General features: G+C 62.9%; 26 protein-coding genes. 11 read left to right on the top strand and 15 right to left on the bottom strand.

Annotation, left to right across the window (positions count from 1 at the left end):
- Positions 1-15: 15 nt before the first annotated feature.
- On the top strand, positions 16-474 hold the full coding sequence (locus tag AC0L2Z_RS01600; protein WP_023799373.1) for a hypothetical protein: 459 nt from the start codon (positions 16-18) through the stop codon (positions 472-474).
- A 41-nt stretch (positions 475-515) separates the two neighbouring features.
- On the opposite strand, the gene glyS is transcribed toward AC0L2Z_RS01600, so the two are convergent.
- Together glyS and AC0L2Z_RS01590 are read right to left on the bottom strand one after the other, a co-directional pair.
- Positions 516-2975 (bottom strand): glycine--tRNA ligase subunit beta, encoded by a 2460-nt coding sequence (gene glyS, locus AC0L2Z_RS01595; protein ID WP_473626394.1) that lies wholly within the window; start codon positions 2973-2975, stop codon positions 516-518.
- A 388-nt stretch (positions 2976-3363) separates the two neighbouring features.
- The gene (locus AC0L2Z_RS01590) at positions 3364-4407 is read right to left on the bottom strand and encodes a glycine--tRNA ligase subunit alpha (protein WP_084833728.1); all 1044 of its coding nucleotides are present in this window, start codon (positions 4405-4407) and stop codon (positions 3364-3366) included.
- Positions 4408-4700: 293 nt separating this feature from the next.
- Between AC0L2Z_RS01590 and AC0L2Z_RS01585 the strand changes: the two genes are divergently transcribed.
- A complete protein-coding gene (locus AC0L2Z_RS01585) occupies positions 4701-6527 on the top strand; it encodes a patatin-like phospholipase family protein (protein WP_473626393.1) in 1827 nt (608 codons plus the stop codon).
- Positions 6528-6594: 67 nt separating this feature from the next.
- Here AC0L2Z_RS01585 and AC0L2Z_RS01580 read toward each other — a convergent pair whose 3' ends face one another.
- A complete protein-coding gene (locus tag AC0L2Z_RS01580; protein ID WP_473626617.1) occupies positions 6595-8370 on the bottom strand; it encodes a tetratricopeptide repeat protein in 1776 nt (591 codons plus the stop codon).
- Positions 8371-8668: 298 nt separating this feature from the next.
- Between AC0L2Z_RS01580 and AC0L2Z_RS01575 the strand changes: the two genes are divergently transcribed.
- Positions 8669-9802, top strand: coding sequence for a helix-turn-helix transcriptional regulator (locus tag AC0L2Z_RS01575; RefSeq protein WP_473626392.1), 1134 nt, complete (start codon positions 8669-8671; stop codon positions 9800-9802).
- 153 nt (positions 9803-9955) lie between these two features.
- On the opposite strand, the gene AC0L2Z_RS01570 is transcribed toward AC0L2Z_RS01575, so the two are convergent.
- Positions 9956-10972 (bottom strand): polyprenyl synthetase family protein, encoded by a 1017-nt coding sequence (locus tag AC0L2Z_RS01570; protein WP_077381375.1) that lies wholly within the window; start codon positions 10970-10972, stop codon positions 9956-9958.
- Between the two features lie 162 nt (positions 10973-11134).
- Between AC0L2Z_RS01570 and AC0L2Z_RS01565 the strand changes: the two genes are divergently transcribed.
- The 6 genes from AC0L2Z_RS01565 to moaB all read left to right on the top strand — a co-directional run bounded on the left by AC0L2Z_RS01565 (position 11135) and on the right by moaB (position 14849).
- On the top strand, positions 11135-11359 hold the full coding sequence (locus AC0L2Z_RS01565) for a putative signal transducing protein (RefSeq protein WP_023799382.1): 225 nt from the start codon (positions 11135-11137) through the stop codon (positions 11357-11359).
- Positions 11359-12159: a tRNA1(Val) (adenine(37)-N6)-methyltransferase gene (locus AC0L2Z_RS01560; protein WP_473626390.1), complete on the top strand. Its 801-nt coding sequence runs from the start codon at positions 11359-11361 to the stop codon at positions 12157-12159. Before AC0L2Z_RS01565 ends, AC0L2Z_RS01560 begins: the two co-directional genes overlap by 1 nt.
- Before the next feature lie 85 nt (positions 12160-12244).
- Positions 12245-13111, top strand: a complete 867-nt coding sequence (locus tag AC0L2Z_RS01555) for a S49 family peptidase (RefSeq protein WP_473514736.1) — start codon at positions 12245-12247, stop codon at positions 13109-13111.
- Between the two features lie 80 nt (positions 13112-13191).
- Positions 13192-13377: a hypothetical protein gene (locus AC0L2Z_RS01550; protein WP_077381693.1), complete on the top strand. Its 186-nt coding sequence runs from the start codon at positions 13192-13194 to the stop codon at positions 13375-13377.
- 13 nt (positions 13378-13390) lie between these two features.
- Positions 13391-14305 carry a 4-(cytidine 5'-diphospho)-2-C-methyl-D-erythritol kinase gene (locus AC0L2Z_RS01545; RefSeq protein WP_473626389.1) on the top strand — a complete coding sequence of 305 codons (915 nt, stop codon included), beginning with the start codon at positions 13391-13393 and terminating at the stop codon, positions 14303-14305.
- Entirely contained in the window at positions 14292-14849 is a 558-nt protein-coding gene (gene moaB / locus AC0L2Z_RS01540) for a molybdenum cofactor biosynthesis protein B (RefSeq protein ID WP_128172011.1), read from the top strand. The genes AC0L2Z_RS01545 and moaB overlap by 14 nt, the downstream gene beginning before the upstream one ends.
- A 46-nt stretch (positions 14850-14895) precedes the next feature.
- Here the strand turns inward: moaB and AC0L2Z_RS01535 are convergent, their stop codons facing one another.
- From AC0L2Z_RS01535 to AC0L2Z_RS01515, 5 genes are all read right to left on the bottom strand, one after another.
- Positions 14896-15861 carry a phytanoyl-CoA dioxygenase family protein gene (locus AC0L2Z_RS01535; protein WP_473626387.1) on the bottom strand — a complete coding sequence of 322 codons (966 nt, stop codon included), beginning with the start codon at positions 15859-15861 and terminating at the stop codon, positions 14896-14898.
- Between the two features lie 258 nt (positions 15862-16119).
- Positions 16120-16947, bottom strand: coding sequence for an MBL fold metallo-hydrolase (locus AC0L2Z_RS01530; RefSeq protein WP_473626386.1), 828 nt, complete (start codon positions 16945-16947; stop codon positions 16120-16122).
- Between the two features lie 192 nt (positions 16948-17139).
- Positions 17140-18075 carry a cyclase family protein gene (locus AC0L2Z_RS01525; RefSeq protein WP_473626384.1) on the bottom strand — a complete coding sequence of 312 codons (936 nt, stop codon included), beginning with the start codon at positions 18073-18075 and terminating at the stop codon, positions 17140-17142.
- A 153-nt stretch (positions 18076-18228) separates the two neighbouring features.
- Positions 18229-18522 carry a type II toxin-antitoxin system Phd/YefM family antitoxin gene (locus AC0L2Z_RS01520; RefSeq protein ID WP_027152305.1) on the bottom strand — a complete coding sequence of 98 codons (294 nt, stop codon included), beginning with the start codon at positions 18520-18522 and terminating at the stop codon, positions 18229-18231.
- Positions 18523-18723: 201 nt separating this feature from the next.
- Entirely contained in the window at positions 18724-19230 is a 507-nt protein-coding gene (locus tag AC0L2Z_RS01515) for a glycosyltransferase (RefSeq protein ID WP_473626383.1), read from the bottom strand.
- Positions 19231-19381: 151 nt separating this feature from the next.
- On the opposite strand from AC0L2Z_RS01515, the gene AC0L2Z_RS01510 reads away from it, so the two are divergent.
- Both AC0L2Z_RS01510 and AC0L2Z_RS01505 read left to right on the top strand, forming a co-directional pair.
- Positions 19382-20536, top strand: coding sequence for a PA0069 family radical SAM protein (locus AC0L2Z_RS01510; RefSeq protein WP_473626381.1), 1155 nt, complete (start codon positions 19382-19384; stop codon positions 20534-20536).
- Between the two features lie 155 nt (positions 20537-20691).
- Positions 20692-21387, top strand: a complete 696-nt coding sequence (locus AC0L2Z_RS01505) for a ribonuclease HII (RefSeq protein WP_473626380.1) — start codon at positions 20692-20694, stop codon at positions 21385-21387.
- A gap of 174 nt (positions 21388-21561) precedes the next feature.
- Here the strand turns inward: AC0L2Z_RS01505 and AC0L2Z_RS01500 are convergent, their stop codons facing one another.
- The 6 genes from AC0L2Z_RS01500 to AC0L2Z_RS01475 form a co-directional block, all read right to left on the bottom strand.
- The gene (locus AC0L2Z_RS01500; protein WP_128179833.1) at positions 21562-22053 is read right to left on the bottom strand and encodes a F0F1 ATP synthase subunit B; all 492 of its coding nucleotides are present in this window, start codon (positions 22051-22053) and stop codon (positions 21562-21564) included.
- A 10-nt stretch (positions 22054-22063) separates the two neighbouring features.
- Positions 22064-22663, bottom strand: coding sequence for a F0F1 ATP synthase subunit B (locus AC0L2Z_RS01495; protein WP_023799396.1), 600 nt, complete (start codon positions 22661-22663; stop codon positions 22064-22066).
- Between the two features lie 77 nt (positions 22664-22740).
- Positions 22741-22965, bottom strand: coding sequence for a F0F1 ATP synthase subunit C (locus AC0L2Z_RS01490; protein ID WP_023799397.1), 225 nt, complete (start codon positions 22963-22965; stop codon positions 22741-22743).
- An 82-nt stretch (positions 22966-23047) separates the two neighbouring features.
- Complete coding sequence (locus AC0L2Z_RS01485) at positions 23048-23806, bottom strand: F0F1 ATP synthase subunit A (RefSeq protein ID WP_077381387.1); 759 nt, start codon at positions 23804-23806, stop codon at positions 23048-23050.
- Between the two features lie 70 nt (positions 23807-23876).
- Complete coding sequence (locus AC0L2Z_RS01480) at positions 23877-24275, bottom strand: AtpZ/AtpI family protein (RefSeq protein ID WP_236387947.1); 399 nt, start codon at positions 24273-24275, stop codon at positions 23877-23879.
- A gap of 243 nt (positions 24276-24518) precedes the next feature.
- A complete protein-coding gene (locus AC0L2Z_RS01475; protein WP_473626378.1) occupies positions 24519-25703 on the bottom strand; it encodes a cell wall hydrolase in 1185 nt (394 codons plus the stop codon).
- Positions 25704-25963 lie beyond the last annotated feature (260 nt).

The raw sequence follows: 25963 nt of genomic DNA, 5'->3' as shown, positions 1-25963 counted from the left end.
GCAAGGGGAGCTATCATGGTCTGGGTGCGTATCCTGGGGGCGCTTGGCCTCACTCTGGCGGCGGGCACAGCACAGGCTTCATCCTTCGTTGTTCCTGCTGCACCATCCTCGACCCCGTCCGTCGTCAGCCTCGGTGCGCCTGAACCGGCGAAGGTGGCCGGCAACTCCTCGACGCCATCGATCGTGGCGCTCGGCGAACCAGTGCCCGATGTCACCTATGAAAAAGTTTCTGCGATCCCGAGCCAGCCCAAGCCCAAGCATGATTTCACGCAAAGCCCGATGATCATTCGCGGCGGCATCGTCGGCGACGCCTTCGCAACACCGGCGCCCAGCCCCGCACCTGCCGCAACAACCGCTGCCGCAGCACCTGCGGCGGCCACGAAATCCGACAAAAAAATTACCGCAACAAACAGCCCGCCCGAGCCCGCAACACCGCAACCAACGCCCATCCCCGAGATCGACCAGGCCAGATAGCCGTTCGCAGCCAGGACGACGCTCGCCTAAATTGCCAAGCCTCAGCCGGCGATTTTCGAGAAATCCGCGACCTGGTCGGTCGCTGCCCGGATGCGCGCCAGCAACGCCAGGCGGTTGGCGCGCACGGCCTGGTCCTCATCATTCACAAGAACGCGTTCGAAGAATGAATCAACCGGTTCACGCAACGCGCTAAGCGCCAGCATGGTGGCGGAAAAGTCTTCGTTGTGAATCGCTTGGCCGGCTTCCTTCTCGGCCTGGTTCACCGCGGCAAACAGCGATTTCTCGGCATCTTCCCTGAACAGAGCCGGCTCAACATGTTCGGCGATCGTCGTTTTCTTCTTCTCTTCGGCCGCCAGAATGTTGGCCGCGCGCTTGGTGCCGGCAAGCAGGTTCTTGCCGTCCTCGGTGTCGAGGAAGGTGCCAAGGGCTTTGACACGGCGGACGATTTGCAGGAGATCGTCGTTGGACGATTGGCCAATCTCCCCCCTTGAGGGGGAGATGCCCGGCAGGGCAGAGGGGGGTGCCTCGCGCTGAGATGTCGGCGGGACAGCGCCCCCCTCTGTCGCCTTCGGCGACATCTCCCCCTCAAGGGGGGAGATCGGGCGCGAGCCCGCTGCCAACACCGCATCGATCAGATCATGCCGCGCGCCCTGGTCGCGGAGATAGACTTTTAGGCGGTCGTGGAAGAAGGACAGGAGGTCGGCGCTAAAGGGCCGTCCGGACGCAACATAGTTCGCCATCTGGTAAGCGCGGTCGAAGAGAGATGTCAGCGCAAGCCGGACACGATTCTCGACCAAAATCCTGATCACTCCCAGCGCCGCCCTCCTCAGCGCATAGGGGTCTTTCGACCCGGTCGGCTTTTCGTCAATCGCCCAAAAGCCGACCAGCATGTCGAGCTTGTCGGCGAGCGCTACGGCCACCGATACGGGATCGGTCGGCACGCGGTCGGACGGGCCCTGCGGCTTATAGTGCTCCTCGACGGCGGCGGCGACCGAGGGATGCTCGCCCTGCAGCAGCGCGTATTTGCGGCCCATGGCTCCCTGCAATTCCGGGAACTCGCCGACCACCTCGGTGGTGAGGTCGGCCTTGGCCAGGACGGCAGCGCGACGTGCCAGCGCGGTAATCTCCCCCCTCGATGGGGAGATGTCGCCGAAGGCGACAGAGGGGGTCGGCGCGTCCTGGCGCGACGCCCTATTATGGACAGAGAATGCCGGCGCTTCACGCGCAACGACCCCCTCTGGCCTACCGGCCATCTCCCCCTCAAGGGGGGAGATTGCGCTCGCCACTATCGGCGCCAATTCTTCAGCCAGTTGGGCAATCCGCTCCACCCGCTCACCCTGCGTGCCGAGCTTGGCGTGGAAGGTGACGCCGAGATGGTCGAGGCGGGCCATGCGCTGGTCGAGCGGCTTCTTGAGATCGAGCCCGAACTTTTCCGCCGATGCCTGCAACTGGTCGAGGTCGGGCAAATCGCCCTGGTCGGTCTTCCAGAAATAGAGCGCGTCGGAAAGGCGGGCGCGTACCACCTTGCCGTTGCCGTGGGCGATCTCCTTGCCGCCGTCGCTGGCCTCGATGTTGGCGGTCAGGATGAAGCGGTTGGAAAGCTCCTCGCCGGCGCCCTGCGGCCGCGTCACAAAACACTTCTGGTTGGCGCGGATCGTCAGCCGGATCACCTCGGCCGGAATGGCGAGAAAGTCCTGCTCGAATTCGCCCATCAGCACGACCGGCCATTCGACCAGGCCTGACACTTCCTCAAGCAGCCCCTCGTCTTCGACAAGGTTGAGCCCGTTGGCGAAAGCGAGATTCCTGGCGTCGGCAAAGATGATCTGCTTGCGCCGGTCGGCGTCGAGCACAACCTTCGCCGCCTCCAGCTTGGCGGCATAGTCGTCAAAACGGCGCACGCCGATGGCGCCCGGCGCGTGAAAACGATGGCCGTAGGTGATGTTTCCCGAGCGGATGCCGTCGATCTCGAAATCGACGACCACCGGCTCCTCGGTCTCCGGGCCGAAGGTGCAGAGGATGGACTGCAGCGGCCGCACCCAGCGCAACGATCCCGGTTTCGCCGAGGCTGGCCCCCAGCGCATCGATTTCGGCCATGGAAAGTCGCGGATGATGCCCGGCACCAGTTCAGCGATTATCGTCTCGGCCGCCCGGCCCGGCTTCGCAATATGGGCGACATAGAAGTCGCCCTTCTTCGGATCGGCGTGGACATGCGCCTCGGCGATCGAGGAAAGACCGGCCTTGCGCAGAAAACCTTGGACCGCCTGTTCGGGCGCTTTGGTCGAGGGTCCCTTGATCTCCTCGCTTATGTCCTTCGAGCGCGCGGTCACGCCGCGAATGTCGAGCGCCAGCCGGCGCGGCGTCCAATATTCGCGCGCCGCCTCATAGGTCAGCCCGGCCTCGACCAAACCGTCCGTCATCATCTTCTTCAGGTCGCCCGCCGCCTTGCGCTGCATGCGCGCGGGAATCTCTTCCGAACGAAGTTCTAAAAGCAGGTCGGGCATAAATTGTGCTCACGCGGCGAAATGGTCCAGGCGGCATAGCAACTCGGCTGGTCCCATGCAATCGGCGCATCCACGGACGATTGCCATAAATATGCCGCTGCCTGTCGGGCCAGAGCGGGACCATCCGTCCTTGGGTCAAAGATCTCCATGAACCGAACGCAGCGCTGAAGCGACCAACGCTCAGGCAGAGAACTATTGGCTGAACGACTATGAAGACGGCATCGACATTTCTGCAGATCCTCGCGCTCAGCGCCTGTTTTGCGGCGCAGGCTCATGGCACGTTCACGATGCCCGGCGTTAGACAAGCGCTGCGGACAATGGCTGGCTCGAGCGGCCAAGGCGTATCGCCAATCAGCGTATCAGTCGAAATCGCAAACAGCCTCTGGAGCTAAGCCGCCAGACCACCTGCCTGCGTCAGCAAAAACGCCTCGCCGCAGGCTTTCGCCAGATTGCGCACCCGCAAGATGTAGCTCTGCCGCTCGGTGACGGAAATCACGCCGCGCGCGTCGAGCAGGTTGAAGACGTGGCTGGCCTTGATGCACTGGTCGTAGGCGGGAAATACCAGACGGTGGTTCCCCTCCCCCTTGAGGGGGTGGCCAGACGCGGGAGGAGTCGCTGGGACCTTGCTTGCGGTGCCTTCTGAGGCGACCCCCTCTGCCCGCTCCGCGGGCATCTCCCCCTCGAGGGGGGAGAGGGGCGCGCCGGCATCGAGCAGCGCCTTGCACTCGGCTTCGGCGTCTTCGAAATGCCGAAGCAGCATCGCGGTATTGGCGAATTCGAAATTGTGCCGCGAATATTCCTGCTCGGCCTGCAGGAAGACCTCGCCATAGGTCACCTTGTCGGCGCCGTCGCGGCCGTTGAAGTTGAGGTCGTAGACATTGTCGACGCCCTGCACATACATGGCCAGCCGCTCCAGCCCGTAGGTGAGCTCGCCCGCCACCGGCGCGCATTCGATGCCGCAGACCTGCTGGAAATAGGTGAACTGCGACACTTCCATGCCGTCGCACCAGCACTCCCAGCCCAGCCCCCAGGCGCCGAGCGTCGGGCTTTCCCAGTCGTCCTCGACGAAGCGGATATCATGCAGAAGCGGATCGACGCCGATCGCCGCCAGCGAGCCGAGATACAGTTCCTGCAGGTTGGGCGGGTTCGGCTTCAGGATCACCTGGTACTGGTAATAGTGCTGCAGCCGGTTCGGGTTCTCGCCGTAGCGCCCGTCCTTGGGCCGGCGCGAAGGCTGCACATAGGCCACGTTCCAGCGCTTTGGCCCCAGCGCGCGCAAGGTCGTCGCCGGGTGGAACGTGCCGGCACCGACTTCCATGTCATAGGGCTGGAGAACGACGCAGCCATAGTCCGCCCAGTAGTTATGCAAAGTCAGGATCAGCCCCTGGAACGAGCGGCTGGGATGCATATGGGCTGGGATATCAACTGTCACGGCGGCCTCGACCGGAAAGACGGGGATGCGGCCCTCCCTAGAGCGCCCACCGGCAAGCGTCAAGGCAAGGGGCCGGCCGCAGCCAGGGCAATCGGGTGAGTTAACGCGTGACATACGGCGAAACGGCAGGGACGTGGCGGCCTGATCGTGGCCCTTCCTGGGAGCCAGAGATGAGAGCGCCCAGATCAGTCCCGCGCCTCAGCCGTCGGCGGCTCTCATGTGTGGTATCATACGGCAGGGCGTCCAGCACCCTCGAGGAGACAAAAGTCATGAATTCCCAAGGGATGGCTCAGATGTCCTCCGTCGATTCCCTTGCAGCGAGTTTATTGTCGGCAACATTGATGTTCGATCGGGCGTCGTTGTTGGCGCTCGAGGCTTTAGCTGCCGAATCGGACCGTCGGGTCCTGAGACGCGGTGAGGTTCTGGTTCGCGAAGGCGATGCGTCGGACAGGTTTTTCATCGTGCTGTCTGGACGCTTTACGGTACACAAAGGAGATTCGACTGGCTCGGTCGCCGAGATCGCACAGGGTGAACTCATCGGTGAAATCGGTTTCTTCGCGGGACTACCCCGCATGGCCACTGTCTTTGCAGCGCGCGATTCGATCGTCCTTGAAATCGGTCGCAATCATTTCGAGAAGGCGGCCGAGACATTGCCGAGCCTGAGGGAGGCGGTCACGGTATTTCTGGCGCGCCGGTTTGCCATCCAATCTCCGAGTTCGTCGCGTCTCAAGGAACCTGCCAAGATCCGAACGCTTGCGATCATTGCAGCCGGCGGAAGTCGCATCTCACCGGTGTTCATCCAGCACCTGCGGCAAGCGTTCGGCGCGGCCACGCGCGCTCGGTTCGTTTCCCGGCTTGACATCCAAGCGAAGTTCCCAGGTCTTCCGATCGACGACCAGCCGATCCTTAACTGGTTGAACGAACTGGAGGCGGAAGCCCAATTCATCGTCTATGTTGCCGATGAGGAACCTAATGAATGGACCCAAGTCTGCATTCGCCAGGCCGATACCGTCCTGTTGCTGGCCAACGCGTCCTGCTCGCCTCGCCTGAACCCGTCTGAGGAACTGACGCTATCGGTCCATCCGCCATCGACCAGTCGGCTTGTCCTAATTCACGACACTCGCTCGGCTGAGGTCTCCGGTACCTCTGCATGGCTCGATGAGCGACCCCATGTTGACCAGCATCATCATGTTGCGCTGGACGACGCGTCTGATTTCCAGCGCCTGGTCCGATTTATTTCGGGCAAGGCACTGGGCTTCGTGGCGGCAGGGGGTGGGTCCCTCGGCAGCGCTCATTTGGGCGTCTACAAGGCTTTCGTTGAGGCGGGCGCTTGCTTCGACTATCTCGGCGGGACAAGTTCCGGCGCGGCGATGATGGCCGGCTTCGCAAGAGGCTTGGATGCCGACCAGATCGACCGAGGCACCCACAACATATTTATCAAGAGCCGGGCGTTTCGCCGTCCCACCTTGCCGCATTTCGCGCTTCTGGATCACAAAGCGTTTGATCGGGCCCTTCGGCTGGAATACGGCGACGTTCTGATCGAGGATCTTTGGCTTCCGTTCTTTGCGCTTTCGACCAATCTGAGCAGCCGTCAGCCCCATGTCCACCGTCGTGGAAAGCTCTGGCACGCCGTTCGGGCGTCCGGCTCCATCCCGGGCGTCCTGCCGCCGTTCTTTACGGATGACGGCGATATGCTGGTGGACGGCGCTATCATGAACAATTTGCCGCTGGAGCAGATGAAGGAGCTCAAGACCGGACCCAATGTCATCGTTACCTTCGGGTCGAGTGCACCGCAGAAATACGACATAGACTATGACCGCATCCCCGGAGCTTCCGAACTGGCATTGGCCTTGCTGAACCCTTTCGGTCGTGCCCGCTTGCCTCGGGTCCCCAGCATGCTTCAGGTCATTGCCTCGAGCATGCTGGCACACCGGCCGCAGGACATTGCCGTCGGCGAAAAGGATATCCTGATCTGTCCGGAGGTTTCCAACACGATCAGCTTCATGGATTGGAGTCGGCATTCCGAGTTGTTTTCGGATGCCTACGACCGTACGACCCGATGGATCGAGGAACAGAATGACTCAGGGCTCCGAGCGGTGCTCGGCACCGCGCACGATTAGCATGGCTTATGGTCCCGACCCTTAGCGACAGCGGCGACGAGCCCCGCATTATCGAATTCAGAAGTATTCAGCCCTTTGGCGTAGTCGTCGGTTCGGGCTTGACCTTCGGGGTTTCCTGCGCCGTGTTGGATTCGATCGGCGGCAGGCCCTTCAGCAGTTTCTGCTGCAAGGCGGCGAGCACGCCGGGATCCGGCTTGAGGTCGCGAGCCTGGTTCCACTGGAAGGTGGCTTCCAATTTGCGGCCGACGCGCCAATAGGCATCGCCAAGGTGATCGTTGAGCACCGGATCTTCAGGCTTCAACGAAACGGCACGTTCCAATTCGCGCACCGCATCGTCGAATCGGCCAAGGCGGAAATAGGCCCAGCCCAGCGAATCGACGATGTAGCCGTCGCTCGGCCTGAGCTCGACGGCCTTCTGGATCATCTGAAGGCCTTCCTCGAGGTTGGTGTTCATGTCCACCCAGGAATAGCCAAGATAGTTCAGAACCTGCGGCTGGTCGGGGAACAATTCCAGCGCCTTGCGGAAATTCGGCTCGGCCTTCGGCCACTCCTTCAGTCGCTCATAGGCGATGCCGCGCTGGTAGAAAATGTTCCAATCGGCGCGGGTCGGGGCCTTCAGCATCGCCACTGCCTTGTCATAGAGACCGGCCGCGGAGCGGAAATCCTCCTTCGAGGCATAGACGCCACCGAGCGCCTGATAGGCGCGCATGTCGTCGGGTCGCGCTTCGACGAGGGCCTTCAGATGGGCGATGGCCTCGTCATAGCGGTCGAGATCTGCAAGGTTGAGGCCGAGCTGCAGTTCCGACAGCGTCTTCAGCGGCGAACCGGCCGGGATGCGGCGATAGAAGGCGATGGCGCCCTCGCCGTCCTTCAACTGCTCGGAGACGGCGGCGAGTTGGACGAGGGCCGCGTCGCTGTCGGGCCTTAGTGCCAGGGCGTATTGCAGATAGAGGCGGACGAACGGCTCACCGCCGCCGCGATTGAGCGCGGTGGCGAGATCGAGCAGAATTTCCGAGGCGCCGTCGGACGGGCCGGCAACGAAGGGTTCGATCTTCTCGCCCTTGGCGATCCTGTCGCGAAGCGCCGATATCTCGACCTTGCCGGGTGCAAATGCCTCGGCCTGATCGAGCACGGACAGCGCCTTGTCCTTGTCACCCTTGCGGGCAAGGAACGAGGCATAGGCCTGCGCGTTGCGCATCCAGGTTTCGGGCGCGGCGGCGCCGGTCGCGGTGTCCTGCAAGGTGGCGGCGTAGATCGCATCTGCCTTTTCGGGCAGGCCCGAGGCATCGGCGATAAGCCCGCGATGGAAGGATTTGAACAGGCCGAACCAGTCCGGGCCCTGCAGCTTTTCGATCGAGGCCATGGCCTCGCCGGGGTCGCCGGCGCCCTGCTTGGCCCAGCCGGTCATGACGCCGGAGATCAGCCGGTCGAGATCGGATTCGAGCGAAAGCTTGAGCCAGTATTCGGCCTTGGAAAAGTCCTTCTTGTGAAAGGAGCCGACGGCCAGCGCCAGGCGCGAGAACCGCTCGACGTCGGGAACCGCCTTGAGCTTGTCGGCATAGACCAGGGATTCTTCGAAGCGCCCCTGCGCGATCAGCGACAGCATCAGGCTTTGCTGCAACGAGGTGTCACCGGGAGCGAAGGCGAGCGCCTGCTTGTAGTACGCGATGGCGCTGTCGAGATCATTGTCGCCTTCGGCGACCCGCGCGGCAAGATAGGCCCCCGAGAACGACGTGATGTTGACTGGCTCGGTGGTCTCTTTGGCCAGGGCGGGCAGACCGGAGACCGCCATGCCCGTCACAATTGCCAGCCCTGTCAGCCAGCGCGCACATCCTTGCCGCATCATATCCCTTTCAGTCGAAGCCATACCCGCGTCAGCGGGATCGCCGTTGACTCGATCTTTTCCACGTTAAGCATGGCCTTTTTGGGGTGAGGCTTCAACCCGGCTCGAATTCACAATCGGGTAATGCTATCAAAAACAACGCGGAAAGGCGCCAAATTGCGACCGTCGACCGCGCTTTGCCGGCCTGACGCGCTGCCGGCCTGTCCTGCTGCAGCACGGGCGCCGCGATGCCGTAAGCGATCCGTAAGCGGCGGGCGTCGATAGTTTCCGCAACGGAATGATGCGTGGAATCGTGCAGATGGATGCCATTGCTTCGCCCAGGAAGATGCCGATGCTGGAAATGCCGCAGGACCAGCAGGCCTTCGCCATTGTCGATCGAATCTACGAAGCGTCGTTCGCGGCCGAGCTGTGGCCGGAGGTATTGGCGGCGGCAAGCGCGATCTCCCGCTCGGCAAACGGCGCGATCTTTGTAGTCAGCGATCACTCGCCGGTCCGCGCCATCACCGAAACGCACCTCCAGCCCTTGCTCGATGAGTTCATGAAGGGAGACACTTGGCGGTTTTCCGAGAGCGTGAAGCGCTTGTGCGCCGCGCAGCCAGCAAGCTTTGTGCGGGTCGATAATTTCATCACCTGCGAGGAGATCGAGCGCGATCCCGTTCGCAAAAGTGCCACCGCGTTTGGCATCGGGCCGCATCTATGCACAGCCATCCCCATGCCTGGCGGCGAGCTTGTCCTTTTTGTCTTCCAGCGCTGGCTGAAGGACGGGAGTTATGACCAGGCCGCAATCGATCTGTTGAACGGACTGCGTACGCACCTCGCACGGGCCGGCCTCGTCGCCGGGCGCCTGGGTCTGGAACGGGCCAGGACCGCCGTATCCATTCTCCGGGAAATCGGACTGCCGGCCGCAATCATGAGTGGATCGGGCCGTGTGCTGACGGCCAATCCGCTTTTCGAAGGCATGGCGGACGTCTTCCTTCCCACAGCCCATGGTGGTATGGCGATTGCCGATCAAACTGCAAACGCGCTTTTCCAGCAGGCCATCGCGCAGAACCGGGATAACCGCGTCGTGCGGTCCATCCCGGTTGCGGCCATCAAAGGGCGGCCCGCGCTGGTCATTCAGCTGTTGCCGCTGCGCCGCGCCGCAAACGATATTTTTTCGGGTGCAGATGTATTGGTTGTCGCAACCACGGTCGGTACCGGCGCCACTGTTCCGTCGCCCAATGTGCTTTCAGGGCTGTTCGACCTGACGCCGGCGGAAGCCCGGCTCGCCGTCGAGCTGGCCTCCGGCCATTCGGTGCAGGAGGCGGCCATGGAAATCGGCATCGCCGTCAAATCGGCCCGCACCTATCTCGAGCGAATCTTCCGGAAAACCGAAACCAGCCGTCAGAGCGAGCTCGTGGCGCTGCTGAAGAGCGCGTGGTCATTTTCATGACCCCGACAGTTTGCCGGGCGCGCTGACCGTCACGGAGCCCTGCCCTGCTTGCTAACCATGCTGCTGCGGAACGAGCATGATTTCACCGCCGCAATTCCGGGAAGACCAAAAACACGGGCCGGCGCCGTGCCGGCCAAATGTCGGCGATATCTTTCAGTTCACCCGGCTGATGCAGAAATCGATGACGTCGAGCAGCGCCGATTTCTGCGGCGTCGCTTCAAGCGGCGCCAGCGCGTCGCGGGCGATCTCGCCGAAATGGCCGGCGCGCCCGATGGTGTCGGCGATAGCGCCGTGGCGGGTCATCAATCCGATCGCCTTTTCTAGCCCGGCGTCATCAGTGACATTGTCCTCGATGGCGCGCTTCCAGAAGCTGCGTTCGGCCTTGGTGCCGCGCCGGTAAGCGAGGATCACCGGCAGCGTCACCTTGCCTTCGCGAAAGTCGTCGCCGACATTCTTGCCCAGATCCTTGCTGGTGCCGCCATAATCCAGCGCATCGTCGATCAGCTGGAAGGCAAGGCCGAGATTCATGCCATAGGAGCGCAGCGCCGCGCGATCGTTTCGCGTCGCCTGGGCGATGACCGGACCGACCTCGGCGGCGGCCGAGAACAGGGCAGCGGTCTTGGCCTTGATCACCGCGAAATGCTCATCCTCCGTGGTTTCGAGGTTCTTGGCGGCGGCGAGTTGCATCACCTCGCCCTCGGCAATGATCGAGGCAGCGCTGGACAGGATGTCGAGCGCTTCCAGCGAACCGACATCGACCATCATGCGAAACGCCTGGCCAAGCAGGAAATCGCCGACCAGCACGCTCGCCTGGTTGCCCCAGATCATGCGGGCGGTCTTCTTGCCGCGCCGCATGCCGCTCTCGTCGACGACATCGTCGTGGAGGAGCGTGGCGGTGTGCATGAACTCGACTGATGTGGCGAGCTTGACATGGCCCTCGCCGGAATAGCCGAACATCTGGGCTGAGGCGAGCGTCAGCATCGGCCTCAGCCGCTTGCCACCCGAAGAGATCAGGTGGTTGGCAATCTCCGGGATCATCTCGACGTCGGAACCGGCCTTCGACAGGATCAATTTGTTGACGCGCCCCATATCGGCCGAAGTCAGGTCGATGAGATCCTTAATGGAGGCGGCTTCCCGCTTCCCGTTTTCGATGTTGAGAACGACACCCACGACAAACTCCCGTCTTATGTCACGCGCACGACGGCACCCCGATACCGCAGCAGACTCTAGGGCGCTACCCACAGGCACGGCAAGAGGCGATTTGGCGCGGTCGAGGTGGCGACGGAAGCCACCCACGTTTACATAGACGCTGCAACCTGCGAGTTTCGTCCTATGATAGAGCTTATCCGCACCAACGACGCCGTGATCATCTCCTTTGTCGAATCGCTGATGCGCGATGCCGGCATCGGCTGTTTCGTCGCCGACCAGAACATGAGCGTGCTCGACGGTTCGATCGGCATCTTGCCCAGGCGCATCATGGTCGAAGCCGACCAGGCCGATGCGGCGCGGCGTATCCTGACGGATGCCGGCATCGCCAACGAGATGCGCCAGAAGTAATGTCCGCGGCGCGCGCCACTCTTGTCCAGGACACGCCGGCCCATACCGTCGATGCTTTCCATCGCGGGCGGTTCTGGCTGGTGCAGCCGAAACAGGCAGGCCATCGCGCCGGCATGGACGCCATGATGCTGGCGGCTGCCGTGCCGTCCTCCTTCGCCGGGCGCCTTGCCGACTTCGGCGCGGGTGCTGGCGCCGCAGGGCTGGCCGTGCTGTCGCGCTGTCCTGATGCCGAGGCCGTGCTCATCGAACGGTCTCCGGAAATGGCGGCCTTCGCCGCAACGACGCTTGCCCACCCCGGTAATGCGCATCTCAACGACCGCGCCTCGGTGCTCGCCGCCGACGTCGCGCTGTCGGGCCAGGCGCGAACCGTCACCGGGCTTGCCGACAACTCCTTCGATTTCGTCATCATGAACCCGCCCTTCAACGCCGCCGAGGATCGCGCCACGCCCGACCCGCTCAGGAAGGCGGCGCATGTGATGGAGGACGGGCTGTTCGACAGCTGGATCCGAAGCGCGGCTGCTGTGGTCAGGCCGCGCGGCGGTCTTGCCGTGATTGCCAGGCCAGATCAGCTCGGCGCCATCCTCGATGCGATATCAGGCCGCTTCGGCGACGCCGAGATGCTGGCCGTCCACCCCCGCCCCGAGGCAGCGGCGATCCGCATCGTCGTCAGGGCGATCCTCGGCGCCCGCGGAAAACTGTCGATCCGCCCGCCGCTGATGCTGCACGCGCAATCCGGTGACGGCCCCACGGAGCGGACCGAGATGATCAACAACGGGATGGCTTCGCTGTTCGGCGACTGAGCCTTTTTGGCCGGCCCGGCGTCGCGGCATTGCCGTTGGCCGGCGAATCCCTACATGCCTGCAAGCCAATTTGACTGGAGACCCCGTGAAACGCTTCCTGAACCGCCTGCTGCCGAAATCCTGGCGCTCCGACATCGTCACCATTCCCGTCATCCGGCTGCACGGCACCATCATGCCCGGCGGCGGCCCGTTCCGGCCGAGCCTGTCGCTGGCATCCACCGCCGGCCCTATTGAGAAGGCGTTTTCCTTCGACGCGCCCGCGGTCGCCATTTCCATCAATTCGCCGGGCGGCTCGCCGGTGCAGTCGCGGCTGATCTTCAGACGCATCCGCGACCTGGCGAGCGAGAAGAATAAAAAGGTTCTGGTCTTCGTCGAGGACGTGGCGGCGTCGGGCGGCTACATGATCGCGGTCGCCGGCGACGAGATCTTTGCCGATCCGTCGTCTATCGTCGGTTCGATCGGCGTGGTGTCGGCCTCGTTCGGCTTTCCCGAGTTGTTGAAGAAGATCGGCATCGAGCGCCGCGTCCACACGGCCGGCCAGAACAAGGCGGTGCTCGATCCGTTCAAGCCAGAGAAGAAGGAAGATATCGAGCGGCTGAAGGCGCTGCAGCTCGAAGTCCACGAGACCTTCATCGACCTCGTCAAGGACCGGCGCGGGGCCAAGCTCAAGGACGACCCGGACCTGTTCACCGGCCTGTTCTGGACCGGCAAGAAGGGACTGGAGCTCGGCCTTGTCGATGCGCTCGGCGATATGCGCAGCGTGCTGAGGGCTCGCTTCGGGCCGAAAACCCAGCTCAAGCTGATCACGGCGCCGCGCGGCCTGTTCGGCCGCTTCGGCTGGTTCGGCTCAAACAGAGGCGGCTTTTCGGCGCCCGAGATCGCCGCTGCTGCCGCAAGCGGCGTGATCGATGCGGCGGAAGAGCGCGCGCTGTGGGCGCGCTTCGGGCTTTGAAAAACCGGCGAAAGCGTTTAACTTAAAGCTTGATCGGCCCGACGGGCGCCGCAGTCGGCCTTGCGAGGGAGGAGTTTGACATGCCACAGATCATTTTCTTTATCGCAGTCGGCCTGCTCGCCTATTTCGGCTATCGCTCCTTCGTCAGGGAAGCCGAGCGGGTGACGGCCAAGATTCGGCGCACCGAAAAGCAGGCTACCAACGGCACAATGGGCACGCTGGTCAGGGACCCGAAGACCGGCGAATACCGCCTGGCCAAGGACTGACATCATCCCCCTCGTGACTGACACTGTGGCTTCCGGCAATAGGGTCCGCGCATTGCATGCGCATGCCAAGATAAATCTCGCGCTGCACGTCACCGGCAGGCGCGCCGACGGCTATCACACGATCGAGAGCCTGGCGGTGTTCACGCGCTTCGGCGACCGGGTTGACATCGAGCTCGCCGACAGCGACGGGTTTTTCGTGTCGGGCCGATATGCCTCCGCAGTCCCGCTCGACGACAGCAATCTGGTCGTGAAAGCGCGCGATGCGCTGCGAAAACAGGCTGGTGCGCGGTATACGCCGCCGGTCGCAATCAGGCTCGAAAAGAACCTGCCGGTCGCATCCGGCGTCGGCGGCGGGTCGAGCGACGCCGGAACGGCGCTGCGCGGGCTGGTTGAGATATGGAGGCTGGACCTCGACGACGCCGACCTGGCGCGGGTCGGCCTCTCGCTGGGCGCCGACGTTCCCATGTGCCTTATGGCAAAGCCGCTGATCGCGCGCGGCGTCGGTGACGAATTGTCGGCCGTGCCGGGCTTTCCCGCGCTCGGGCTGGTTCTCGTCAATCCCGGCACCGCCATCGCCACGGCCGAGGTGTTCAATGCGCTTTCCGATCGCGACAATGAGGGACTGCCACCGCTGCCGCGCAGCCTCGACTTCCACAGCATCCGCAATTGGCTGGAGATCACCCGCAACGATCTCGAGCCTGCGGCACGGGCGATCCAACCTGCCATCGGCAAGGCGCTTTCGGTGCTCAACAAGGCCGGAGCGGGGTTCGCGCGAATGTCCGGTTCCGGTGCGACCTGTTTTGGGCTGTTCGAGACCGGCAATGTCGCCAAGCGCGCCGCCGTCGATATCCGCAGCCGCCATCCCGACTGGTTCGTCGCCGCGACGCGAAGCATGACATCGGAGCCTGACGCATATGGCCAGGATTGACGAAAGCCGTTCCTTCATTCCCGTGCGCATTGCGGTGCTGACCGTTTCCGATACGCGCAGCCCTGCCGACGACAAATCCGGCCAGGTGCTGGCCGACCGCATCGTCGAGGCCGGCCATATTCTCGCCGGCCGCGACATCGTCACCGACGACCGCGAGAAAATCCGTGACAAGGTTCAGAATTGGTCGCGGGACGAAGCGATCGATGTCGTCATCACCACCGGCGGCACCGGTTTTACCGGCCGCGACGTAACGCCGGAGGCGCTGGAGCCGATCTTCGAAAAACGCATGGACGGCTTTTCCGAAGTGTTCCACCGCATTTCCTACGACAAGATCGGCACTTCGACGATCCAGAGCCGGGCGACTGGCGGCGTCGTCAACGCGACCTTCGTCTTCGTGCTGCCGGGTTCGCCTGGCGCCTGCAAGGACGCCTGGGACGGCATTTTGAAGCCGCAGCTCGACTACCGGCACATGCCCTGCAACTTCGTCGAGATCATGCCGCGCCTGGACGAGCATCTGCGGCGCGGCGGCACCAAGACAAGTTAGACCAGGTTCTCAAAAGGCTGTTTCGGGACCAGAATCAGCGCCGAAATCACCGAATGACCGGCTCGCCGTGGAACCGCCGGCGCGAGGGCGACGATACGCCGAAGCCGACTTCCATCATCAGCCGCGGCTTGCGCGTCGGCACGGTGCCCATGTGGAAGCCGAAGGGATCCTCGACGAAGCCCGATCCCGCCTCTCCGGTCAGCGTAATCGGACTCTGCGCGCCGTAGACATTCAGAACCTCTTCCGCGGGATGGCCGACGAGGAGCGTCAACTGGTGCTTGAGGGTGCGGCGGTTGTGGCTGCCGCGGACATAGACATGCGGGCCAGTCTCGGCATCGACCGGATTGAGATAGAAGAAGAATTTCAGCATCCGCCAATCGTCGAGATCGAAATGGTACTTGCCAAGCGACGCCAGGTTCTTCTCGGCGTCGGAGGCGGAGCTCGTCGGAAAGCTCCACCAGACGCGCGTGGTGATCAGCTTCGCTTGGCTGCCGAGATAATGGGCGGCGATGTCGAGAAGCAGCGGATCGCGCTGCACGGTAAGCGCAGCGTTACAGTCGAGGATCCGCTCGAAAAAGTGGCCGCTGAGCAAGGGACGGCCGAAGCGCTTCTCGGCCTCTGCGTGCTTTGCCGGCAGGAACTCCAGCCGACGGTCGAAATTACCGAAGCAAGGCGTGCGCTGCGCGAAGCTGGCGATCTCCTCGTGAATCGACTGCGGCAGCGCAAGTCCGGAAAAGAGCCCGTCCGAGCGGAGCGCGCCGACCACCGCATCACGGTCGATGCCAGTGAACACCGTTTCCTGGACTTCTTGTGCCGGTCGAACCGGTTTTGCGCCACGCCAATGCAACCGCCGCGCCGGCATGGTACGCGCCAGCATGAACATCGGCAGCCATGCCGGGTTCTCGCGAAGGTCCGACAGATAGGTCGGAATCCGCACGGCAATGCGGCGCAGCAGGCTGCCGTTTCGAGCGATCGACTCGAGGCTTGCAGCACCGGATTTGTCAGGGGTCATAAGGATCCTCAGCTGTGAGGGCGGCGCCGACGAAACGTCGGCCGCTCAACGCTCAGGCGTTACCCAAACCCGTCCGCCCGCATCACAGGAATGGTAATCCCCGGCCAGGCCTTGTGCAATGCACAATAAAAGGATCGCCCGGAATCCTTCTGGCAAGCTTGACGGAGCATTAACGCTCGTTGAGTTCGCGACAGCGCGTGATTTGAGCGAGGTGGAGTAGTGAGGCCGCGCACAGCGGAGAAGGCCGCGACGAAGCGGTCAAACCCCGTCGAGGATGATGATCGTCGGCCGGTCGGGCAGCGTCTTCAGTGAGACCGTCAGCGATCGGCCGGAGAGGAATTCCACCGCGAAATCATCGCCCATCCTGCCTGTGAACTCACTGATCGGGGTCGCATGGCGATGCATCGGCAGGATCATCGATGAATAGAGTCGCGCGGTGATTTCGGTCATCCGGTCGAGCGACAGCGTCATGCCGCCGTCGATCGGCACCATGAGGATATCGAGCCGGCCGATGGCGCCGTAATGCGCATCCTCCAGCCGGTGGTGCAGATGGCCGAGATGGCCGATGCAGAGGCCAGCCACTTCGAAAATGAAGATGGAATTGCCGTCCTTGCCGAGATCGCCGCCATTGCGGATATCCGTCGGCACGTTGCGGATATAGACATCATCGACGACAAGCGCGTGGCGCGCCGGACCGCCGTCCGGATTCCAGCCGCGCAACACATATTCGATGCCGGGATCGACATGGTCCGAATAATGGGTGCGGTGGGCCTTGTTCATAGTCACGACGCGCGGCAGAGGTTCAGCGCCATAGACTCCAGAAAAGTCAGTGGCGATCCTGACGCCGGCGGGTGTCTCGATGACGTAGGTCGAATGGCCGGCATAGGTGATCGTAACGTCACCGTCGACGAAAGCCTGGGCCAGCCGAGACGTCTGCGCGTTTGGCGCCGTGAAGCTGGCAAATGTGGCCGACGGCAGCGCTTCAGCGATCGCAACGCATCTCGACGGCGGCGGCTCTTCCTGGGCCGAAGCGGCGAACGGCCAGAAAGCCACAGTCAGCAAAACGGCGGCGGACAGGCGGAGCAAGGCTGTCTCCCGTGGCAGGATTGGCGCTCATGCCACGATAGCGCTAGCAATTGTGATGGCTATCATCGGGACAGTCACGTTTTAGCGAGCGCCGGAGGGCTGGTCGTCTGAACCTTTTGTCCCGACTTGCGCCACAAATCGCGTGGAATGGGACGTGCCACGGCCCTGCCGCCCCGATGATATCCTCTACTATCAGGGCGTCGGGCGGAAGACGCCGTTCTCGTCGCGCTTGAGCGGCGCGGTTTGCTGGGGGAGCGGCGCACCAGGCGCTTCGGTGACCGAGACGCCCTCCGTCCAGTCTGCGGGTGCAATCGCGATGTAACGCGCGTAGCCGCCTGACCCGCCGAGCGGCTTGGCAAAGCCGATTGTGACCAACGCACCGGCCTCTGGCACCTTGTCGAGATTTGCGACGCCTTCTGCCTGCGTGAAATCGTTGTGAAGCAGCCAGTGTTCGCCTTCGAGATTGGGCGTGGTGTCGGTGTCGAGCGGCTCATGACCATGGAACAGGATCTTCCGCTCCAGATGCAGGAATTTCAGTGCGTCCAAACTGACGCCTGGAAACGGTTTTTGGTTGAAGCGGGCGGCATCGGACCATTTCTTGTACCAATCCGAACGCACGAAGACGACTGAACCTTCCGGAATGCGGCCGTGCTGCTTTTCCCACTCCTCGATATCGGCGACCTGGAGGTGATAGCCTTCGTCAGTCCGCACCTTGCCGCTGATGTCGATGACGACGAGCGGCCGCACGGCATAGGTGGCCGGCAGGTCGCTGATCGTTGCGCCGAGCGGGTTCCAGTGGGAGGGCGGATCGAGCTGCGTGCCATATTGGTCCGTCGTCAACTCGTAGGCGCTCGCAACAAACCCATGCTTGTCGTAAGTGAACTCTTCGCCGGCCTTGACGTAGCCCTCGATGTCCTTCCCGGCGACAGCCGACTTGAACCTGGCGTTGGCGAAGCCCGGCCATACCGGCTGCACCGGCTCGAAGGCATGGGTCAGATCGATGTACTTGGCCGATTTGAGCGTGTTCTCATAAACCGACCAAAGCGACAACTCCTGCGCCACCGCGATCGTTGGCACTGAGCAAGCGGCTGCCAGCAAGGCGATACGAACGAATTTGGATACATTCATCTGCGATCTCCCCGAAATCTCGCCGAGTATCGCGAGTTTCCCGCAGGACGACAAGCATGTGCATCCCTCCCACGAATATCGCGCCAATGCGGCCCCTCGCGGTGTTGCCAATGCCAGAGATAAGAATAACGAAAGACGTGGCCGACTTTGATTTCAGCCGGCAGCATTTTTTGCTGTCAGGCTTTTTGTCCCGTTGAGTTCCTCATTGAGATGGTCGAGACCCGGATCCATTTCGGAGGCTTCGACCGCGGCGATTTCGTCCGCGCTGAGTTCTGCTGTCAACTCGACCCGCCGATCGCGCTTCGACAGCCGGACAAAATCTTCGTAAGCCAGCAACACGGTGCGCGGGCGGCCGTTCTTGGTGATGATGACCGGATCGCGGACCGCGGCATCTTGATAGGCTCCGAAGTTTTTCGAGACGGCGGCGGCGGTGACGGTGGTGGTCATCGGCGAGGCTCCTTTGTTCCGGAATATACGGGCTTTACGGGCTTTACGCAGTACACAGAGGTCGGCAACCCGATCCAAGCGTCACATCACCCCGCCTAGGCCCGGATAAACTGCGGTCTCGTAGAAGACGACCTCGGCGGAGAATTACCGCAGCGAACGACGCGACCGTCCCTCGCCCGCTTACCGGGAAAGAGACGACCGTCACTTCGCCGGCGCGACCCAGATTTCCGCGTCGAGCCTCTTGGTCGCAAGGCCGCGGGCGATGGCTTCGGCGCTGCCGGCGTTTTTCGATAGAGCCGCGGCCTGACGCTTGCTGATCACCAGCCCTTCGGCCAGTGCGCGGTTTCGCGAAAGCACCCGCGACAGAAACGGCACGCGGCTACCGCGCGCCCGCGAGAACCGCGCCGGCATGGTCTGCCTGGCGGTGTGGGCGACGACCTCGTCGATCCAGCCCTCGCCCAACCGCGCGCCCGGCTCCAGCAGCAGCAGCCAGTCGCCCTTGGCCTGCCTGATGCCGGCAGCAATGCCGCCGCTTGCCACATAAAGGCAGCCGGCATGTTCGGCAACGCGGTGCGTCTGGTCGGTCGAGCCGGTGTCGCAGACGATGACGTCGCGCACCACGCCCTCGACCGCGCCGCCGATCAGCGAAGCGAGCGTGCGGGCAAGTCTTTCCTCGTCATTCAGGGTCTGGATGAGAACGCTGAGCATTGTTAGCCGAATAGCTGAAAGCCGAGCGCAACGCCAGTTTTTGCGTCGCTCCATAAAAATGTTCTTGCTTTGTTCCAACGGATAAAATAGGATTATTTTCATGAACAGAGCGACTCGACAGCCAGCCGACAGTCCCTGGGAGAGGGCGAAGATGGAACAGATCGTACGTGCCGACATTGCTGCCTTCGGGGCTGGAAGAGCCGAGATGGCCAATGCAATGATCGAGCAGAGTGGCGTCCGTATCCGTCCGGAGCGCAATCGCGGCCGGTCCGCCGGCATCAACCCATCCGGCCGGTTCGAACCGGTCAGCCGGCATGTGTTCGACGATGGCTGGAATTCGCTTGAGGAGTTGCCGCCGTTCAAGACCGAGGTGCAGGTCGAGAAGCCGCGCATCATCGTCACCCGCAACGAATCGCCCGACATTTCCTTCGACCGCTCGATCAATCCGTATCGCGGCTGCGAACATGGCTGCGTCTATTGCTTCGCGCGGCCGACGCACAGCTTCATGGGCCTGTCGCCGGGACTGGATTTCGAATCGAAGCTGTTCGCCAAGCCGGATGCGGCGCGGCTGCTCGACAAGGAATTGTCGAAGGACGGCTACCAGCCACGCACCATTGCCATCGGCACCAACACCGATCCCTATCAGCCGATCGAGAAGCAGTACCGGATCATGCGCGAGATCCTCGAAGTGCTGGAGGCGCGCGGCCATCCGGTCGGCATCGTCACCAAATCCGCGCTGGTGACGCGCGACATCGACATTCTGTCGCGCATGGCAGAACGCGGGCTGGCCAAGGTGGCGCTGTCGGTGACGACGCTCGACCGTATGCTGGCCAGAACGATGGAGCCGCGCGCGTCGACGCCGACCAAGCGGCTGGAGGCGATCAGGCAGCTTTCGGATGCCGGCATTCCGGCCTCGGTCATGGTCGCTCCGATCATCCCCGGCCTGACCGATCAGGAGATGGAACGTATTCTCGATTCGGCACGTGCGGCAGGAGCGCGCGAGGCCGGCTACGTCCTGCTGCGCCTGCCGCTAGAGGTCGCGCCGATCTTCAAGGATTGGCTGCTGCGTCATTATCCGGACCGCTACCGTCACGTCATGTCGCTGATCCGCTCGATGCGCGACGGCAAGGATTACGATTCGGAATGGGGCAAGCGCATGAAAGGCTCCGGCCCCTATGCCTGGCAGATCGGCCGGCGCTTCGAGATCGCCGCCAAACGGCTTGGCCTCAATGCCGAGCGGCGGTCGCTCAGGACCGACCAGTTCGTCGCCGCAGCCAAGGCAACCGAGCAACTGATGCTGCTTTGAAGACATCGTCTGCCGCCGACGCCGGCGGCAGATGAAAAAATCCCGTCCGGCCTGTCCTGTCCCCGGGCTTGCAGACGGTGCCCTCCGGGTCCGGTGCTTCACCCGACCCGGAGGGGCTTGCGGAGAATCGGAGCCGATGCGAACCTCGCCGCAACATGGCTCGCGCGCGTTCTGATTCTCCGCTTCTCTTCGAAATCGTTGAGAGACCCGATTTCTCCTTCGAGACGAAGGCGATGGCCGAAGGCCTGTGGCCGGTGGCGGGAATGGACGAGGCCGGGCGCGGCCCACTGGCCGGGCCGGTCGTCGCGGCAGCGGTAGTGCTCGATCCCGCCAACATTCCCGACGGTCTCGACGATTCCAAGCGCCTCAGCCACCTGCAGCGCGAAGCGCTGTTCCTGATAATCCTTGGCTCCGCTCTTGCCGTGTCGATGGCCTCGGTCAGCGCGGAAGGCATCGATGGCAGCAATATTCTCAAGGCCAGCCTCGAGGCGATGCGCCGCGCCTTGGTCGGCCTCTCGGTGCAGCCAAAGCTGGCCCTGGCCGACGGCCGCGACGTGCCTCCCGGACTGCCATGCGAAGGCAGAGCGCTGATCAAGGGCGACCAGCGCTCGCAGTCGATCGCCGCCGCCTCGATCGTCGCCAAGGTGATGCGCGACCGCATGATGTGCGGCTGCGGCAGCCATCACGCGGATTACGGTTTCGAGCTCCATATGGGCTACGCCACGGTCCGCCATCGCACGGCGATCGAGGTGCATGGACCGGTGGCGCGGCTGCACCGCGCGTCCTTCGCGCCGTTCCGGCTTGGCGGAACCGAAGTGCTCGACGAAGAGAGTTTTTCGGGTCTGGATTGACCGCTTTCTCCCCCCTGAGGGGGAGATGGCCGGGAGGCCAGAGGGGGTAGCCGCGCGTGAAGCGCCGCGCCCCTCTTTCATTCGACATATTATCCGATAGGGCGCCGCGACGCCGAGGCGACCCCCTCTGTCGCCTTCGGCGACATCTCCCCCTCAAGGGGGGAGATTCTCTCCTTAATTCAGCCTGGACTTGACGTCCTGAAGCGAGGCCTGGAACAGGTCGGCGCCCGCCTTGGCGTCAATCTTGGCGGCGAGCAGCGTGCGGGCGGCTTCGACGGCGATATCGACGGCACTGGCGCGCACTTCGCCGATCGCCTCGCGCTCCGCCTGACCGATCTTCTGTTCGGCAAGCGCGGTGCGCCGGGTGACATAGTCCTCGGTCTTCTTGTGCGCCTCGGCAGCCAGCATGTCGGCCTCGCGCTTGGCGGCCGCGACGATGTCGGCGGCCTCCTGCTCGGCTTCCTTGCGCTTGCGCTGGTATTGGCCGAGCAGTTGCTGGGCCTCCTCGCGCAGCCGACGCGCTTCTTCAAGCTCGTTGCTGATCTTGTCGGCGCGGGCGTCGAGCGCCTTGGCGATCAGCTTAGGCACCTTGACGTAGACGGCAATGCCCAGAAAAATGACGAGGGCAACGGTGGCCCAAAGCGTCGCGAGTGATGTGGCGTCCATGATGCGCTCCTCACCGGGCCACGGATTTGACGGCTGCCGCGATCTCGGCCTTGCTGGCCTTGCCGCCGACAAGCGCCTCGACGATTGCCGAAGCCGTGTCCTCGGCGATCGTGCCGACTTCCTTCATGGCATTGGCCTTGATGGTCGAAATGCGAGCCTCGGCTTCGCCAAGCTTCTGGTCAAGCGCTGCCTCGACCTTCTTGCGGGCGGCTTCGGCTTCCGCCTTGGCGGCATCGTTGGCCTGCTGGCCGATCGCATTGGCCTTGGTCTTGGCCTCCGCCAGTTCCTGCTCATAGGCGGCAACGGCGGCATCGGCCTCGCCCTTCAGCCTGGCGGCATGGTCGAGGTCCTGGGTGATGCGGTCGTTGCGGACATCGATGATGCCGCCAACACGCGGCATCACCACCTTCTTCAGGAACAGGTAGAACAGCCCGAAGGTGATCGCCAGCCACAGAAGCTGCGACGGGAATGTCGCCGGATCGAATGGCGGGAACACGCCGTGCGCCTCGGCGGGCACACCGGTGCCGGAATGCGTATCGCCTTCCGTGCCGGTATGGCCGCCTTCGACGGCAGGCGCGGACTCTTGCGCAAAGGCAGATGTCACGAACATGGACTATCCCCTGATGTCAGGCCTGCCGCCGATTTGCGGCCGGCCCTTCCAATTCCCAATGTTAGCCGAACAGGGGCTCAGCCGAACAGGGCCAAAAGCGCGATGAGCAGGGAGAAGATGCCCAGCGCTTCAGTCACGGCGAAGCCGAAGATCAGGCGGCCGAACTGGCCATCCGCGGCCGACGGGTTGCGCAATGCGCCCGCCAGATAGCTGCCGAAGATGTTGCCAAGGCCAATACCGGCGCCACCCATGCCGAGGCATGCGATGCCGGCGCCGATGAACTTTGCTGCTTCTGCTTCCATGTGTTCAACTCCTTTGGATCTAAAAATTCCGTTGCGATTTCTATCCCGGCAGCAGGGCCGGAAACTCTTGGGTCAACCTGGGTCAGTGCCCGGGATGCAGGGCGTCGTTCAGATACATGCAGGTCAGCACGGCAAAGACGTAGGCCTGCAGGAAGGCGACCAGCAGTTCCAGCGCCGTCAGCGCCACGGCCATCGCCAGCGGCAGGACCGATCCGGCAATGCCGAGCGTGCCAAGCGCGCTCAAGCTCACCACGAAGCCCGAGAACACCTTCAGCGTGATGTGGCCGGCCAGCATGTTGGCGAACAGACGAACCGAGAGGCTGACCGGGCGCGAAACGAAGGAAATCACCTCGATCAGCACTACCAGCGGCAGCAGGTAAACCGGCACGCCATGCGGCACGAACAGTTTCAGGAAACCAAGGCCATGCTTCATGAAGCCGTAGACGACGACGGTTCCGATCACCAGCGCGGCAAGGCCGAAGGTGACGATGATGTGGCTTGTGACGGTGAAGAAATATGGAAAAAGACCGAGCAGATTGGCAACGAGCACGAACATGAACAGCGAAAATACCAAGGGAAAGAACTTCATGCCTTGGGTTCCGGCTGCGTCCCTCAGCATGTTGCCGACGAATTCGTAGGCCATTTCCGAGACCGACTGAAGACGGCTGGGAACGAGGCTACGGCTCGAGGTGCTGAGATAGAGGAACGCCGAGGCGACGGCGACGGTCGCGACCATGAAGAGCGCCGAATTGGTGAACGACAGGTCGTAGCCGCCGATCTCGATCGGAATCAGCTTGTTGATATGGAACTGGTGGATCGGATCGACCTTGTCAGCAGCCACTTTAAATCCCCATCAAAGCCGCGCGCGGCTTTAGTGTCCTGTTCACTGCGCCGGCAAGCGGCGCCTCAAGTCATTCTTTCGGATCGCGGGCTTTGTCGCCCTGTCCGAATTCCGCCATAAGTCCCGCGGAGCGCAGGACATTGAGCACGCCGGCGCCAAAACCGAGCAGCAAAAAAACGATCATACCCCATGGCGATGTCCCCGCCACACGGTCGATGATCCAGCCAAGACCGGCACCAACCACTATCCCGGCGATGAACTCGCTGGATAGCTTGAGCGCCTGGCCATATCCGGCCGCACTGCCCGCTTTCGCGTCGTCTTTCCCCTCGAGCCGGTCCGGCCGCCTTGTCGCAAGCGATGCTTCAAGTTCGCGCCGGCGGCGCTCAAGATCGTCGTCGCGGATGTCGGCTTGACGCTGTTTGCCGCGGCCGGTTTCTCCGGTTCCGTCTGGCCCATTCTTGTCGGCCATCGCAAACCCCCTTGCCCGGTCAGATCGTCACCGTCCGTCCGCTCTTAAGTCGCCGGCAACATAGTTAGAGGGTCCCCGCCCGTCAAGCCACGGGCAGGACTTCAGCGTCAAGTATTTTTCCCATGAAAATCAATAGCTTGCTAGGGTGCGACATCGTGCCCGCTACCGCCGCTGGCGTGCCGCGGCCGAATCCCTGCGGCAACGGGTCTTCGATCGGCCGCGCCCGGGGCCTTGCCGGAGCGCTCAGCTCCAGCCGCCGCCATAAGTGCGATAGAAAATGTGCAGGCCGATCCTGGTCATTTTTTTCATCGTCCGCGCCCAACCCGGGTTGACGTAATTGGCGTAGTAATGGGTCGACGATCCGACTTCCGGGATGAAGATCTTGCCGGCAGTGACCGCCATAGCGATGTCTTGCGCGGTCTTGTAGTGGGCGGGACTCTGGATGCGCTTCTTCCTGCCGTCGCAAGCGAAGGAAAACTGGCAACGGTTGAACCATTTGTCGTTCTGATAGACGACGCCGCAGATCGAGTTCGGATAGGCCGGATTGCGAACGCGATTGAGAATGACCTGGGCGACGGCGGCCTGGCCGCGCACCGATTCCCCGCGCGCCTCGAAATAGATGCCGTTGGCGAGGCAAGTCTGTTCCGGCTTCGAGAAGACGCTCGCCGGCAGCGGAGTTTGCATCCACGAATGGTCGCCCTTGGCCACCGGCGGAATGAAGCGGCCATCGTTCGGCTGCTCGTCCTGAAGCAAGGCCTCGAAGGGCGAAGCCTGGGCATAGTCAGGCGCGGCCGCTGCGTATGCGGTCGCCAGGACGTCGGGGCGGTCGTTGTTGACCAGCGAGGCCAGCATGGCCGGCACGCCGGGATCCGGCTTCTTGTCGACGCGCCTATGGAACGCGGCGGCAATCTGGATCTCCTTGCCTTTGATCTCGGGCTTGGCGAACGCCATCTTCAGCCCGCTGTCCATGCTCCGGCGAAGCAGCGAGGAGGTGCGCTCAAACACCGAGCCGGCATTGAAGTTCTTCGGCGGCGCGACCGGCGAGACGATGATGATGCGGCCCTTCTTGTCGGCGCGCATGATGCGGTCCTCGTCGGGCGTCGTGCTGGCCACGCTGCCCTTGCCGCGAAACGACACGGCGCCGATGCCGGGCAACCGGACGCCGGAACCCGAGATCGAGCCGGTGGTGTCGGAATCGAGGAAAGGCATTTCGGCGGCATGGACCGAGCCGGCGACGGATTTCTCGACATAGGCGTTCCAGCGGGCGTTCGGCGCCTTGAGGCCCGAAACCAGGCTCGTCATGTCCTGGTAGGCGATGACATTGGGAAAGCCGACCCAGATGCCAAGTCCAATGACCAGAGGAGACAGAAAGGAACGTCTTTTCTCACCGGCGAAAGCGACAAGCCGCTTCAAAACACGTCGATGCACGGAACTCTCCAGAAACGCAACGGACCCCACTGGAGAGGCACGATGATGCATTAACCTTGATGGGGCGTTAACGGAGGTCGACAGCGCCAATCATTTCAAAGGCTTTTGTTGGAAACGGCTCCAACGGTCGCAATCCCCGCTCCGCAGAGCGCTGTTCAGAGATGGAGGAGCCTCCTCTCTGCCACCAACATGCTTAACGGCTATGCCACGAACATGCTTAACGGCCCGCCATCGGCGAACGTCTCTTGCTTCAATGAGGT

The sequence above is a fragment of the Mesorhizobium sp. WSM4850 genome (assembly GCF_055811735.1).
The sequence above is the reverse complement of the archived record's forward strand: the minus strand, read 5'-3'. Positions and strand labels throughout refer to the sequence as shown.